Below are 14,181 nucleotides of genomic sequence, written 5' to 3' on the forward strand. Positions count from 1 at the left end.
GCACGTGGTCGGCTTCCGTCCACTTGTCGTAGGCCTGCCATTTCGTGCAGCACTCCCAGCCCGCGAGCACCATGATGCCCATTTGGTCCGCGAGCTGGTAGAACTCGTCGTTCTCTTCCTTGCCCTCCAGCCGGATCGTGTTCAGCCCGAGGTCGCGCATGTACCGGAATTCGTCCTTGAGCCGCTGCGGGTTGTCGCGCAGGAACAGGTCCGGCTCCCAGCCGGCGCCGCGGACGAGGAAGTTCTTGCCGTTGACCGCGTAGGTGCGGTCGCCCTCGGCGTTGAGGCCGGAGTCGATGTGGCGCACGCCGAAGTCGGCCTTGCCCTGGTCGGAGAGCACGCCGCTGACCGTGGCGGTGAGCGCCAGGTGATACAGCGGCTGCGCGCCCATTTGCGCGGGCCACCAGACCTTCGGGTTCGTCAGGTGCAGCTGGCCGAACTGCTCGGGCGCGAACGTGACGGTCTTGGTCTCGTGCGGGGCCAGCCGCACGTCCTGGGTGAACGAGAGCGCGCCGATCGTGCCGCGCGCGGTCGTGGTGACCGCGGCGCCGGTGTTGTTGGTGAGATCGGCCTTCACCGTGAGGTCGGCCGCTTGCAGCGCGGGCACCTCGAGGTCGGTCAGCACCCGGGGGTGACGCATCGTGACCGGGCCGGTCTCGGCGAGCTGGACGTCACGCCAGAGGCCCATGCTGTTGTCCGGCGGCGGCTGGCTCCAGTCGAGGAAGCCGATGGACAGGTGCTGGCACGGGTCGGTGTCCGGGTCGTAACAGAGGTCGGCGGGGAACGCCTTGATCGCCAGCGCGTTGACGCCGGAGCGCAGGTGCGGCGAGATGTCGAAGTCGTGCTCGGGGTACGCGCCCGCGACCGTGTCGGGCCCGGCGATCTTGACGCCGTTGACCCAGATCTCCGCGCTCGGGATCACGCCGCCCGGCAGCCGCAGGAAGGTGTGGACGCCGCTCTTCGGCTTCGCGGTGAACGTCTTGCGGTACCACCACGGGACCGTGAAGTCGGCCTTGTTCACCTTGTCTTTGAGGTTGGTCGAGTAGTTCAGGTCCGGGTACTTGCCAGCCGTGATCAGCCCGCCCATCACGGTCGACCTGGCCGGCACCGCGACCCACGAGGAGTCGTCGTACGCCGGGGTGGCGATCTTCGCGCCACCTTGGGTGGCCTTCGCGCTGGACTGCAGCCGGAAGGCGGGGATCGTCTGAACCTCGCCGGGCGCCGCTGTCGCGGCCGCGTCGAAGGGTGCTTCCGCCGCCTGCACCGGGTTCGATCCCGACATCAGATAAGGCAACACCAGGATGGCGACCAGCCAGGGTGCCCGTCGTTTCGCGGGCATGCCAACTCCTCGGGTGACTCTGCTCAGTGTCGGCGGATACACCGAGGGTAACTGTTGTGCGACTAGCTTGCACTACCGAGTGACATTTTGTCACCAATCAGAGAGTGATCGGCAAGTGATCGAAACCACGCATGGCGAGCACTGAGCGTCGCCGCGGCTCACCCGCCAGCCGGAATCCGGGGAACCGGGCGAACAGCTCGTTGTACAGGATCTCGCCCTGGACCTTGGCCACCGCCGACCCCATGCAGAAGTGGATGCCGCCGCCGAAGGTCAGTGGCCGGTTCGCGGCCCGCCGGATGTCGAACCGCGCGGGGTCCTCGAAACGTCCGGGATCGCGGTTGGCCGCGCCGAGGAAGCCGGTGATGATCGCGCCCGCCGGGATGCCGACGTCGGCGATGCGGGTGTCACGACCGGCGATCCGCAGCACCATCTGCGCGGAACCGTCGTAGCGGATCACCTCGGTGACCGCGCCCGCGGCGAGGCTCGGGTCGGCTTTGAGCAGGTCGAGCTGGTCAGGGTTGGCCAGCAGAGCGTGGATTCCGTTGCCGATCATGCCGGTGGTCGTTTCGAAGCCGGCGCCGAAAATGAGGGTGACCAGGTTGACCAGCTCGTCGTCGGTGAGCGCGTCGGTGCCGTCGCGGGTGGCGATCAACGCCGACAGCAGGTCGTCCTGTGGCTCGGCGCGGCGCTTGGCGAGCAGCTCCCAGAAGTACGCGAAGATCGTTTCGCAAGCCTTGTCGGCCTTGGCGTGGGTCTCCTCGTCGAGCACCGGGTCGAACAGCTTCGCCATGTCGTCGACGAGCCAGCGCCACTGACCCTGGTCCTCTTTGGGCACCCCGACCAGGTCGCCGATCACGCTGACCGGCAGTGGGAAGCTCACGATGTCCTGGAAATCGACCACCTTGCCGTCTTTGCCCGCTTCTTCGAGCGCGTCCAGCACCCGCTGGACGTCCTCTTCGATGTGCGGGCGCAGTGCTTCGATGCGGCGCGCGGTGAACGCCTTGCTGACCAGCCTGCGCAGGCGCGAATGGTCCGGCGGGTTCCGGTAGAGCAGCGAGGTGTGCATGAACACCGACGCGGGGTGGTCGCGCCAGCCCGGCTTGTGCTCATCGGCCCATTCCTCGTCAGGGGTCCGGAAATCGGCGCCGCCGAGCAGGGTTTCGACATCGGTGTAGCGGGTCAGGAAGTAGACGTTGAGTCCACTGTGGAAGCTCACCGGCGCGCCGGCGCGGAGCGTGTCGTAGATCGGGTACGGGTTCGCGTGGCCCTCCGGGCTGAAGAGCGTGAGCAGGGCCGACTCGACGTCCACGGCAGTGGTCATGGTCATTTCTCCAGTTCAGCGAGGATCGTCGGGAAGGTGTCCGCGTGCGCGTTCTTGCCGATGAAGACGTCGAGGTGGCCGTAGCCGGGGAAGACGTGCAGCTCGTGGCGGCCAGGCTGGTGGCGCTCGAGATGTGCGAAGGTGCGGCGCTGGCTTTCCGGGAGGAAGCAGCGGTTTTCCGCACCGGTCAGCAGCACGAACCGCGCGTCAGGCGGTTCGGTGTAGCCGAAGTGTCCCTTCGCGGTCGCGCGTGCCATCTGGCGGAAGAAGGACAGCGGCACCGGACCGAATTCGGCGCGCAGCCAGTCGTGGGTGGCCTCGTCGAGGTTTCCGTGGTTCCACAAGGAAGACCGGCCGCCGCCGAAGATGAAGCTCGCCATTCGGCAGACGTCGTTGCGGCATTCGCGATGGGTCGCTCGGACCACGAGACGGATCAAATGGGCCAGCAGTCCGTCAGGCTTGTCGCCCCAGGCGGGGGAGACGTCGCGGGTGAGCGCGCCGACGATCGGGACAAGGCCACGCAACTTGGCCGTCGACACCGGCGGGACGACCGGATGCAGCGCGAACGCGTTGCCGATGATCGTGCTCACGCCCGCGAGGCGGCCCGCGGCGGCGGACATGGCGACCGAGGCCGAGCCGACGCAGTGGGCGATGATCTTGACGTCGTCCGCGCCGGTCAGCTCCAGCACCTTGGCCACGGCCGCCGGGTGGTCGAATTCCGCCGCCTGGTCCAGCGTCCACTCGACGAACCCGACCTCCTTCGAGGCTCGCCAATCGAACAGCCAGACGTCCCAGCCTTCGGCCAGTAGCGCGTCGACGATCGTGGTGCGATGCGGCGGCATGAAGGTCTCGCCGCGGTTGCCCGCGCCGTGCACGAGCAGCACCGGCCCGCGCGCTGGCGGCTTTTCGGCCACCACGCGGCTGAGCTTGAGCGGAAGCCCGTCGCGCGCGATCAAAGGCACGATCACCGGCGTTTCCTCCAAGGGGCGTTGATCCGCACCAGCCGGAAGGCGGGCGAGTTGGGATCGGGGTTGTTCGGCACCTGCCTGGCGACGTCGACCAGTCGGCCCGCGAAAAAGCCGAGGAACCGGCGGACGGTGCGGATCCGGCGCGGCCCGAATGCCTGGAACGTGCGGACCATGCGTGGCAGGTCGCGCACGCGGACCCGGACACGCGCGGTGCGATGGCGGGTGTGGACGTAGTCGACGGTGTCGACCGTGCCCCGGTACACCCGTACCCACATCCGGGTGGTGTCGCGCCACAGTCCCCACGCCGAGCGCCGCTGCACGTCCTTGCAGCCGAGGATGACGCGCGGCTCGCCGTCGCGGCCGACGGTGTTGAGCCGGTAGTACATCCGGGCGCCGACCGGGGTGGCGTGCCGGGTGAGCAGCTCCAGTGTCCCCTGCACGACCTGCCTGCCGCCGAGCGTGGAGCTGTCGACCCAGCCGGAGACGTCCGCCCGGTGCTTCGGGTCGGCGAGGAAGGTGTCCAGATCGGGGATCTCGACGCTCAGCCGGAGCGTGAACGCCTGCGAACGGGTGCCGCCGAGCGCGTAGGTGCCGACCATCTTTTCGCGGAACCGCAGGCCGGAGGTCGTGGCGGGACGGGGTGGCGGCTTTTCGGCCGGTGCCGGTGCCTGTGCCTGTGTCGCCGCCGCGCGCGTGGTCTCCAGCATGCGGTCGCACAGGCGGTCGGCCAGCGCGGCGATCGTCAGCGACGGGTTGGGCCCGACCGACCCCGGCATCACGCTGCCGTCGGCGATGTACAGGCCGGGGAAGCCGAACACCCGGCCATGCGGGTCGCACACCCCGGACTGCTCGGTGACCGCCATCGGCGCGCCGCCGAGTGGATGCACGGTGACCACCCGGCCACCCCGGCCCATCGGGTTGTCGCGGTACTCGGCGCCGTCGCTTTCGGCGATCGCGCGCATCCGTTCGCCGGCCAGCGCGAAATAGTCGCGGGAGCTTTCGTGGCGCCACCGCAGGTCCAGCTCGCCGCGCCGGAGACTCAGCGTGCCTTCCGGACGTTCGCGGCCCATGGCCAGCAGCGGCATCGAGGTGTCGGACAGCAGGCCGCAGCCGAGCAGCGACGAAAGCCGGGCGCCCGAATGCGGTGAGCGGTGCGGCGAGAGCGAACCGGCGAGCGCGTCGCCCGCGAACCGGGCCGCCCGCGCGCCGAGCTTGCTCACCCGGCTGCCTTCGACCAGCCAGTCGACGAACAGCGGGAACCCGGCGTCCTGCACGTATCCGCCCCGCTGCCCGGCGGCGCCGTCGAGACCGTCGGGGAACCGGATCGAGCTGGTGATCACCGGCCCTTGGCTGGCGGCGAGCGTGCGCGGGCCGCCTTCGGTCGCACGCAGCATGAAGCCGAGCACGTCGCCGTTGCCGCTGAACCGGGTGCCGAGCGCGCGGCTGAGACCGGGGAAGTTCGCGCGGTTGCGCAACAGCAGCTCGACCGTGCCGAACGTGCCGGCGCCCAGCACGAGCACATCGCAGCTCAGCAGCTTCGAGTGCTTGAACGCGGCAGGCCCGGCGTCCGGATCGTGCACGAGGTAGTCGACTTCGTAGCCGCCTCGCTCCCGTGGCGCGATTCTGACCACCTCCGCGGAGGTGCGGATCTCGGCGCCTTTGGCCTTCGCGGCGGACAGGTAGGTGTGGTCGAGCGAGTTCTTCGCGCCGTCGTTGCAGCCGATGTTGCACTCGCCGCACATCCGGCAGCTCCGGCGGACCGCGCCGTGCAGGTTCTTGTAGTCGTCCTCGGCGATCCGCGTGCCAGGCTCGGGTGGTAGCCCGGGTTTCGCGGAGAAGGCGATCCCGAGCGGGGGCAGCGACCATTCGGCGCCCATCCGGCGGGCCGCGTCGCGCATGGCGATGGTTTTCGGCGTTTCCGAATATCCCGGCCGGTCGAACGGCATCGGCGTCGGCGCCATCATCTTTTCGACGGCGTCGTAATGCTTTTCCAGGTCGGCCCTCGTCACCGGCCAGTTCTCATAACCGCCGCCCGGCAGCGCCTCTTCGTCGACGAACCATTTTTCGTCCTTCCGCAGCAACACACCCGCGTAGAGCAGTGAGCCGCCGCCGAGCCCGCTGCCGGTCACGGCCTGCAGCCTGCGGAAGGTGAGTACGTCGAACATGCCGTAGATGCCGGCCTTCGGGTCCCAGAAATTTCGCGACATTTCCGCGGGCGTACGGGGAAAGCTCCCCGGCGGATAGGCGCGTCCCCGTTCGAGCACCACGACCGAACGGCCCGCTTCCGCCAGGCGGAACGCGGTCACCGAACCGCCGAATCCCGACCCGACCACCACGGCGTGGATGTGTTCGCGGTTCTCGGTGTCCAAAACGCTCCCTCGGTCAACGCCGGAGTTCGCCAGATTCGTCAGAACTGTAGGAACGCCGGTTCCACGCGCTCAAGACCATGGGCGTTGAAAAGGGGGTGATACATCATATGTCAGGGGTTTTCGCGCCGGAAATCCCGCTCAGTGCGACACTGCCGGCCGAACGGCTATGGTCGAAATGGAACCGAAGTGACTGGGGGAACGATGGACGAAGTGTTCGAGTGGGCGGATCCGCACGAGGTCGGCCTCGACGCCGCGCGGCTGGCGAGGATCGGCCGGTTCCTCGGCGAGGAGATCGCGGCCGACCGGATGCCGGGCGCGGTACTCGGCATCGTGCGGGACGGGCGTCTCGCCTTCCTCGAGGCATTCGGTCATCGCGACCGGGCCCGCGGTCTCCCGATGACCACCGACTCGCTGTTCTGGATCGCTTCGATGACCAAGCCGATCACCGCTGTCGGCGCGCTCCTGTTGCACGAGCAGGGCCGGCTGGTGCTCGACGCGCCCGTCGACACCTACCTGCCCGAGTTCGCGAACCGCCTCGTCGCGGGCGCTGACGGGACGTCCAGGCCAGCCGTCCGTCAGCCGACCCTTGTGGACTTGCTGCGGCATACCGCGGGACTTCCCGAGGGCCTGCTGGGCGACACCGCTACGCACCGGTTGTATGTCGAAGCGGTGGGGGACGGGATGACCGACCTGACCGGTCAGGAGTTCATCAGCAGGCTCGCCGCGCTCCCGCTGCTGCACGAACCCGGCGCGCTGTGGCACTACGGCTGGGGCCTCGACCTCGTCGGCCTGATCATCGAGTCGCTCACCGGCGAACGGCTCGGTGACTACCTGCGCCACGCGGTCTTCGCACCGCTGGGCATGAAGGACACCACGTTCGGTGTACCCGACAAGGACCGCTTCGCTCAGCCGCTTCCCCTCGATCCGCTGACCGGGGAACACCAGAGCCTGCCCGACCTCGGCAGGGCGCGCTTCGACTCGGGCGGGGCCGGTCTGGTCAGCACGGTGCCCGACTATCTCCGCTTCCTCCGGGTGCTGCTCGACAAGGGACATGGCCTCCTCGGCCGGAAGACGGTCGAGTTCATGCTGGCGGATCAGCTCGAGCCAGGCACCGACCTGACCCGGTTGCACAAGCCCGGCTGGAATCCGCGTCACGGCTTCGGGCTGGCGCTGGCGGTGCGCCGCGAGGTCGGTGACGGTGTCAGCGCGGGCTCGCCGGGAGAGGTGACGTGGCCGGGCGCGGCAGGCACGACCTGGTGGGCCGATCCGGCCGAAGACCTGGGGGTGGCCTTTTTCACGCACACGCCCTCGGCCATCCAGGGCCGCTACTGGCAGCAGATCAGAGCGCTGGTGCAGCAAGCACTTCGCTGAGACGCGGGTTCACCAGTGGGTGTCGTTGACGCACTCGGTGCCGTTCCAGTGGGTGTCCGCGGGGCAGTCGGTGGGGCCGTCGGCGACGACGCTGACGGAGGAGCTTTCGGTGCCGAGCGCGAGTGCGGCCGGCGCCAGGGTGGTGACGAGGGCCGCGAAGCCGATGACCGAGCCGATGATCGAAGCGGTGAGCGTGCGCTTGGCGTTCATCCGGGGCCTCCGTCTGGTGGTTTTCGCAGGTCGTCCCTGCTGGAACCCACTAGACAGCCGCGGCCCATCGGTCCTCTTTCGGTCGGCTATCGGCGGAGGCGGTGGCGGCTGATAGGCGATGCATAGAGATCGAATAGCCGTCCGGGCGACAGTTCTCCCATCGAAACGGCAAGCGCCACCACCACAGCGCCACACCTGGAGGTTGGAACCATGACCACGACGGAGAATCCTTGCGACGCACTTGACTGCCAGAACGCGTCCGTGCCGGGGCACCGCATCTGCATGGCATGCAGTGACAAGGCGGGCACCGAGCTCGTCGGGTTGCCGCGGCTCTACGAAGAGCTCGAGCGCACTCTGACGCTCGGCCGCACCGGGATGCGGGAGCGGATCAGCGGCTGGCGGCCGAACGGGATCTCCCTCAACGAGCCCGCCGTCAACATCAGGGCCGAGATGGTCGAGGTGCTCGGCGCGTGGGCGAAGCTGGTCGTCGACGAGCTCGGCGTGGCACCCGGCTACCACCGCCAGGTCCGCAAGCTCGCGGGCTTCCTCATGGTCCACTTCGACGCGCTGATGGCGCATCCCGCGGCCAGTGACTTCGTCGAGGAGATCAACGACCTGGCCGGCGCCGCACGCGGCGTGCTCGAGCCGAGCAACGAGATGCGGCTCGACCTGGGCCCCTGCGCCGAGCAGGACTGCGACCGCGCCGTCCACGCGACGATCAAGGGCGACGGCGAATGGTCGCCTGACCAGGTCGGCTGCGAAGCGGGACACACCGTGCGACCCGACCAATGGCTTCTACTGGGCCGTCGCATCGAGCGAGCCCAGCAGAACATCAGCGTTTCCTCCCACGCCGCCTAGACGGCTCAAAAAGGGGCCTCCCGCGCGATTACCCCGCGCCGGAGGCCCCTTTTGCGTGCGCGCGAAAACCCTTGGCGCACAAGGGAAAGCGAGGGTTGACAGGAATCATCGGACCATGTCACGCTTTCTGCACGGCACAAGCATGCCCAAAGCGGAAAACGTTCCCACTGGTTGAGCATTCCGCGAATTCCCCAGTCATCTGCCTTTACTCATGAGGGGTGAACTATGTCCGAGATCGAGCGGCATTCCGGTTCCGGGGTCGATGTGGCGATCGTCGGGATGGGTCCACGAGGGCTGTCCGTGCTGGAGCGCCTGCTCGTGCGGCTGACCGAGGACCCTGCCGCGTCGGCCGTCCGGATCTGGACCATCGATCCCGGCGAGCACGGCGCGGGCCGGGTCTGGCGCAGCTCGCAGCCGGACTGGTTCGCCATGAACACGGTCACCGGCGAGGTCAGTCTCTATTCCGGCGAACCGGATGGCGGACCGCCGAGAGCAGGCGCCGGGCCGTCACTGCACCAGTGGCTGACCCGGCACCCCGACAGCAGGCTCGCCGCGCTCGGCCCCTGTGACTACGCGCCCCGCCCGGTCTTCGGCGAGTACCTGACCAGCGTGTTCGACAACCTGGTCGCCACCGCGCCGCGCGGGGTCGAGGTGATCCCGATCAGCGCGCAGGTGACCAGGATCGACCAGGCCGGCGGCCGGAAACGGCTGACGACCGAGGACAAGGCGATCGTCGCCGACAAGGTCGTGCTCGCCACCGGCCATCCCAAGGTGGTGCCGAACGGCTGGGACCACGAGTTCCTCCGGTTCGCCGAGGCGCACCCCGGCGCCACCTACCTGCGCGGCGACTCCGCCGCGGAGATGGACCTGGAAGGCATCCGCCCCGGTGAACCGGTCGGCGTGATCGGGCTCGGCCTGACCTTCTACGACGTGCTCGCCGCCCTGACCCACGGCCGCGGCGGCGAGTTCGTCACCGAAGGCGGCATGCTGCGGTACCGGCCGAGTGGCCACGAACCGGCCATCGCCGCCGGCTCACGCAGCGGCTTGCCGATGCTGGCGCGCGGACGCAACCAGAAGGCGCCGAGCTACCGGTACCGCCCACGGTTCGTCACCGATCTGGCGCTGACGGCGGCGCGCTACACGGCCGAACGGACCAGAGGGTCCGCGCAGCTGGACTTTCTCACCGACCTGTTTCCCTTGCTGCAGCTGGAAGTCGAGCACGTCTACTACCGGACGCACCTCAAACGCATGAAGGGGCAGCTGGCCGAGCGCGAGTTCGCCAGGCGCCACCTCACGATCGCCCGCGAGAACCCCGGCGCGGTACGGGACCTGCTGGTCGAGTTCGGGCTCGAGAACATCCCGCCGATCGACATGCTCGGCATGGCGCGGCCGTTCAAGGGCGAGATCTTCGCCTCGCCAGGCGAGTACCACGACCGGCTGCTCGCTCTGCTCGACGCGGACGTCTCCCAAGCCGAACAGGGCAATATGGACGGTCCGCTCAAGGCCGCGCTCGACATCCTGCGCGACACCCGCGGCTTCCTGCGCTCGGCCGTCGACTTCGGCGGCCTGCTGCCGGAGTCGCATCGCGACGATTTCCTCGGTTTCTTCAACCCCGTCAACACGATGGTGTCGGCGGGGCCACCGGCGGTCCGGGTTTCCCAGGCGTGCGCACTGCTGCGTGCCGGGGTGCTGACCGTGGTCGGTCCGGCCACCGAAGTCCGTACCGATCCCGGCTCCGGCCGGTTCGCGCTGCACTCGTCGCAGGTCGAAGGCTCGCGACGGCTGGTGAGCACGCTCATCGACGGCCGGATCCCGCGCCCGGCGCTCGGCCTCGACTCGGCGCCGCTCACCCGCCAGCTGCTCGCCGACGGCGTGATCAGCGAATACCTCAACGGCGACTTCGCCACCGGCGGCCTGGCCGTCACGCCCGCGCCGTTCCTGGTGATCGACGGCAACGGCCGTCCCGATCCCGATCTCTACGCGATCGGCATCCCCACCGAGAACGTCCGCTGGTTCACCCAGATCGGCAACGGCAGACCCGGCCCGCTGTCCGGGTTCCACGCCGATGCCGACGCCATCGCCGCCGACGCGCTCGCCGAGGCGCGGGTGTACACGTCCGCGCTCGCCGCATAAGGAGAATCATGAGCAAGACCGAACGGTTTCGTGCTGCCCGCGATCTGCTGCTGGAGCTGCGCGAAGACCACGACGCGGCCTACGAGCGGTTCCGCTGGCCCGAGTTCGACGAGTTCAATTGGGCGCTCGACTGGTTCGACGCCGTCGCGGCCGGCAATTCCCGTGACGCGCTGCGGATCGTCGACGGCGGCTCGGTCACCTCGGTGACCTACGAGGAGCTGTCGCGGCGGTCCAGTCGCGTCGCGAACTGGTTGCGGGAGCAGGGTGTCGAGCGTGGCAACCGCGTGCTGCTGATGCTCGACAACCAGGCGGCGGTCTGGGAAACCCTGCTGGCCGCGATGAAACTCGGCGCGGTGGTCATCCCGACGTACACCACGATCGGGCCTGCCGACCTGGCCGACCGGCTGGACCGCGGCGCGGTGTCGCACGTGATCACCACCGCCGCGCTGACCGGCGCTTTCGCCAAGGCCGACCTCACGAAGATCGTGGTCGGTACGCCGGTCGAGGGCTGGCTGAACTACTCGGACGCCGCGAACGCGTCGGCCGAATTCGTCCCGGGCGGGCCGACGTCAGCCGACCAGGAGCTGTTCCTCTACTTCACGTCCGGGACGACGTCGAAGCCGAAACTCGCGCAACACAACCACACCAGCTATCCCGTCGGGCATCTGTCCGGGATGTACTGGAACGGGGTACAGCCCGGCGACGTGCACCTCAACATCTCGGCTCCCGGCTGGGCCAAACACGCCTGGAGCAGCTTTTTCGTCCCGTTCAACGCCGAGGCGACGGTGCTTTCGGTCGCCAACCCGACCGGTTCGGCCAAGGTGGTGCTGGACGCGCTCGTCGAGCACGGCGCGACCACGTTCTGCGCGCCGCCGACCGTGTGGCGCCTGCTGATCCAAGAGGACCTGCGGCAGTGGCCGGTCCGGCTGCGGGAGGCGGGCAGCGTCGGCGAGCCGCTGAACCCCGAGGTGATCGAGCACGTCCGCCAGGCGTGGGGGATCACCGTGCGCGACGCGTTCGGCCAGACCGAGACGACCGCGCAGATCGGCAACACCGCGGGCCTGCCGGTCCGCCCCGGTTCGATGGGGAAACCCTTGCCTGGCTACGAAATCGTGCTGGTCGACCCGATCACCGGGCAGCCTGCCGACGAGGGCGAGATCTGCGTCAAGCTCGACCCGAGACCGGCCGGCGTGATGACCGGCTATCTCGGAAACCCCGAGAAGAACGCGGAAACCTTCGCTGGCGGCTACTACCACACCGGTGACATCGCCAGCCGCGACGCGGACGGTTACCTCACCTATGTGGGCCGCGCGGACGACGTGTTCAAGTCCTATGACTACCGCGTCTCGCCGTTCGAGCTGGAAAGTGTGCTGCTGGAACACGAAGAGGTCGCCGAAGCGGCCGTCGTGCCGAGCCCGGACGTGGTCGGCCTGGTGGTACCGAAGGCTTTCGTGACGCTCGCGGCGGGCGCTGAGCCGTCCGAGTCGACGGCGCGGTCGATTCTCGCGCATGTGCAGGACCAATTGGCACCACATCAGTGGATCAGGCGGCTCGAATTCGGGCCGTTGCCGAAGACCACTTCCGGCAAGATCCGGCGGGCCGAATTACGAAAGCAGGAGAACGCCAGGGAGTCCGTTGCGGACGGTGAGTACCTGGCGCGGGACTTGTTCGATCTGGTCGCGCTCGGCGCGCCGGGCATGGGCTGAAACTGTCTAAGGAGAATCGTCATGCACAACGTCACCATCTACCGCGATGTCTTCGGCAAGGGCCTGCACGACGGCAGCATCAAGTGGACGAATTACAACCAGGCGGGCCGCAGCGGCGTCGACGTCGAATGGCTCTACACCGGGGAGCAGACCGGCGAGACCAAGGCCGAGGCCTACATCGGCCGCTTCGCTCCCGGCTCGCACGGTGACCTGCACGAGCACTTGGGCTTCGAGCTGCTGCTGGTGCTCGAAGGCGAGCTGCACAACAGCAACGGCGACGTCTACCCGCCGGGAACGCTGATCCTCGAAGACCCCACGAGCATCCACCAGGTCTCCAGCCCGAACGGCTGCGTCGCGCTGGTGGTCCGCGAGAAGGGCACTCGCCCGCTCACCGCCGCCGAGAAGGAAGCACTGTTCGCCGCCTTCGCCTGATCGAACCCCGCCACTACCTTCTTGGAGAACCAGTCATGACCAGCATGCTCGAACGGACCGCGACCGCCGTCCACCAGACCCCGGTGACCACGCCGACCGAAACCGCGCTAGACCGGAAGAAAACACACGGGCCACGCTACCGATGGGCGGTGCTCGCGATCGGTTTCGGCGCACAGGCGGCGTTTTCGGTCGCTTTCCAGGGCATCCCGGTCGCCGGGCCGCTCATGCAGACCGCCTACCAGCTGACCACCGGGCAGCTCGGCCTGGTGCTGTCGTTCATGTCGCTCGGCATCGCCGTCAGCGATGTGGTGTGGGGCATCGTTTCGGACCGCATCGGTGAGCGAAAGGTCCTCGTCGCGGGCATGGTCGGACTGACCGTGGTGCTGGGGCTCATCTCGGCCTTCCTGGTGCCGACCGGCGGCCAGGTACCGACGATCGCCTTGCTGTCACTGGGTTTGCTCGTCGCCGGCGCGCTCGGCGGCAGCGTCAACGGCGCCAGCGGCCGCGCGATCATGGCCTGGTTCAGCAAGCGTGAGCGTGGATTCGCGATCAGCGTCCGGGTGACGGCGGTGCCCGTCGGCGGCGCGATCGGCGCGGCGGCGCTGCCCTTCCTGGCGATGAACTACGGGTTCCGCGGCGTGTTCGTCTTCCTGACCGTGATCTCGCTGGCCGCGACCGCGGCGATCTACTTCTGGCTGGACGAGCCGCCGGTCGCCAAGGCCGCCCCGAAAGTCAAGGGACAGAAGCGCGTTTCGACGGTGCCCAGCCCACTGAAGGTGTGGAACGTCTGGCGCGTCGCGATCGCTTCCGGGCTGCTGACCTGCCCGCAGTTCGTGGTGCTCACCTTCGCCGGCATCTACCTGCACACCGCCAAGGGCGTCGGCATCGGCACCATCGCCGGGCTGCTGGTCGCCGTCCAGGTGCTCGGCGCGGTCAGCCGGGTCTGGGGTGGCCGCTGGACGGACCGCCGTGACGGCAGGCTGCGCCGCACGGTGATCAAGTGGATGAGCTGGATCACCGCGATCGGATTCGTCGGTGTCGCGGTCGCTTCGGACGCCCCGGCGCCGGTTTCGGTCTCCCTGCTGTGTGTCTCGGGCGTCTTCGCCTGCGGCTGGCACGGCATCGCCTACGCCGAGATCGCGGAGATCGCCGGCGCCGAACGCAGCGGCACCGCGCTGGGCCTGGAGAACACCATGGTCTTCGGCGGCGCGTTCATCACGCCGGTGCTGATCCCGGTGGTGCTGGACATCTCCGGGTCATGGGCGGTCACGATGATCCTGATCGGCGCGGTGCCCGCGGTCATCGCGGCGGTGCTGGTGCCCCGCGAGAAGGCGGTCGACTAGGGCCTGTATCGAAGTCGTCTCGAGCAAGTTGAGCTAGGAGTTGGCGCTGTCGGGCGTGTCGATGGCCTAAGCAGGTGAGGTCTCCGGTAGGTGGTTCGTCGACCAAGAAGAACCTGAACACCACCGGAGAC

Annotated in this window: 10 protein-coding genes and 1 pseudogene; 6 read left to right on the forward strand and 5 right to left on the reverse strand. The window is 68.5% G+C overall.

The features are described 5' to 3' along the window. From ACFV15_RS45175 to ACFV15_RS45190, 4 genes and pseudogenes are all read right to left on the reverse strand, one after another. A pseudogene (locus tag ACFV15_RS45175) lies at positions 1–1,339 on the reverse strand (exo-beta-D-glucosaminidase); the annotation flags it as partial. Positions 1,340–1,436: 97 nt separating this feature from the next. Then, on the reverse strand, positions 1,437–2,660 hold the full coding sequence (locus ACFV15_RS45180; protein ID WP_378359282.1) for a cytochrome P450: 1,224 nt from the start codon (positions 2,658–2,660) through the stop codon (positions 1,437–1,439). Between the two features lie 2 nt (positions 2,661–2,662). Next, on the reverse strand, positions 2,663–3,628 hold the full coding sequence (locus ACFV15_RS45185) for a lipase family alpha/beta hydrolase (RefSeq protein WP_378359284.1): 966 nt from the start codon (positions 3,626–3,628) through the stop codon (positions 2,663–2,665). Further along, positions 3,625–5,997, reverse strand: coding sequence for a GMC oxidoreductase (locus tag ACFV15_RS45190; protein ID WP_378359286.1), 2,373 nt, complete (start codon positions 5,995–5,997; stop codon positions 3,625–3,627). Before ACFV15_RS45190 ends, ACFV15_RS45185 begins: the two co-directional genes overlap by 4 nt. A 201-nt stretch (positions 5,998–6,198) precedes the next feature. Here ACFV15_RS45190 and ACFV15_RS45195 point away from each other — a divergent pair, with 201 nt between their 5' ends. Further along, a complete protein-coding gene (locus tag ACFV15_RS45195; protein WP_378359288.1) occupies positions 6,199–7,368 on the forward strand; it encodes a serine hydrolase domain-containing protein in 1,170 nt (389 codons plus the stop codon). A 9-nt stretch (positions 7,369–7,377) separates the two neighbouring features. On the opposite strand, the gene ACFV15_RS45200 is transcribed toward ACFV15_RS45195, so the two are convergent. Next, positions 7,378–7,578 (reverse strand): hypothetical protein, encoded by a 201-nt coding sequence (locus ACFV15_RS45200; protein WP_378359290.1) that lies wholly within the window; start codon positions 7,576–7,578, stop codon positions 7,378–7,380. A 210-nt stretch (positions 7,579–7,788) separates the two neighbouring features. Between ACFV15_RS45200 and ACFV15_RS45205 the strand changes: the two genes are divergently transcribed. The 5 genes from ACFV15_RS45205 to ACFV15_RS45225 all read left to right on the forward strand — a co-directional run bounded on the left by ACFV15_RS45205 (position 7,789) and on the right by ACFV15_RS45225 (position 14,050). Further along, on the forward strand, positions 7,789–8,436 hold the full coding sequence (locus ACFV15_RS45205; protein WP_378359292.1) for a hypothetical protein: 648 nt from the start codon (positions 7,789–7,791) through the stop codon (positions 8,434–8,436). A gap of 225 nt (positions 8,437–8,661) precedes the next feature. Continuing rightward, complete coding sequence (locus tag ACFV15_RS45210; protein WP_378359294.1) at positions 8,662–10,569, forward strand: FAD/NAD(P)-binding protein; 1,908 nt, start codon at positions 8,662–8,664, stop codon at positions 10,567–10,569. An 8-nt stretch (positions 10,570–10,577) separates the two neighbouring features. Then, positions 10,578–12,275: an AMP-binding protein gene (locus ACFV15_RS45215; RefSeq protein ID WP_378359296.1), complete on the forward strand. Its 1,698-nt coding sequence runs from the start codon at positions 10,578–10,580 to the stop codon at positions 12,273–12,275. Positions 12,276–12,296: 21 nt separating this feature from the next. Further along, positions 12,297–12,707 (forward strand): cupin domain-containing protein, encoded by a 411-nt coding sequence (locus ACFV15_RS45220; protein WP_378359298.1) that lies wholly within the window; start codon positions 12,297–12,299, stop codon positions 12,705–12,707. 35 nt (positions 12,708–12,742) lie between these two features. Further along, positions 12,743–14,050, forward strand: coding sequence for an MFS transporter (locus ACFV15_RS45225; RefSeq protein WP_378359300.1), 1,308 nt, complete (start codon positions 12,743–12,745; stop codon positions 14,048–14,050). Positions 14,051–14,181 lie beyond the last annotated feature (131 nt).

Source organism: Amycolatopsis sp. NPDC059657 (assembly GCF_042734395.1).
Taxonomy (GTDB): domain Bacteria; phylum Actinomycetota; class Actinomycetes; order Mycobacteriales; family Pseudonocardiaceae; genus Amycolatopsis.

Excerpts from the sequence above, each read along its gene's own strand:
- ACFV15_RS45180 (WP_378359282.1), bottom strand. The coding sequence starts at position 2,660 with ATGACCACTGCCGTGGACGTCGAGTCGGCCCTGCTCACGCTCTTCAGC.
- ACFV15_RS45195 (WP_378359288.1), top strand. The coding sequence starts at position 6,199 with ATGGACGAAGTGTTCGAGTGGGCGGATCCGCACGAGGTCGGCCTCGAC.
- ACFV15_RS45200 (WP_378359290.1), bottom strand. The coding sequence starts at position 7,578 with ATGAACGCCAAGCGCACGCTCACCGCTTCGATCATCGGCTCGGTCATC.
- ACFV15_RS45205 (WP_378359292.1), top strand. The coding sequence starts at position 7,789 with ATGACCACGACGGAGAATCCTTGCGACGCACTTGACTGCCAGAACGCG.
- ACFV15_RS45210 (WP_378359294.1), top strand. The coding sequence starts at position 8,662 with ATGTCCGAGATCGAGCGGCATTCCGGTTCCGGGGTCGATGTGGCGATC.
- ACFV15_RS45215 (WP_378359296.1), top strand. The coding sequence starts at position 10,578 with ATGAGCAAGACCGAACGGTTTCGTGCTGCCCGCGATCTGCTGCTGGAG.
- ACFV15_RS45220 (WP_378359298.1), top strand. The coding sequence starts at position 12,297 with ATGCACAACGTCACCATCTACCGCGATGTCTTCGGCAAGGGCCTGCAC.
- ACFV15_RS45225 (WP_378359300.1), top strand. The coding sequence starts at position 12,743 with ATGACCAGCATGCTCGAACGGACCGCGACCGCCGTCCACCAGACCCCG.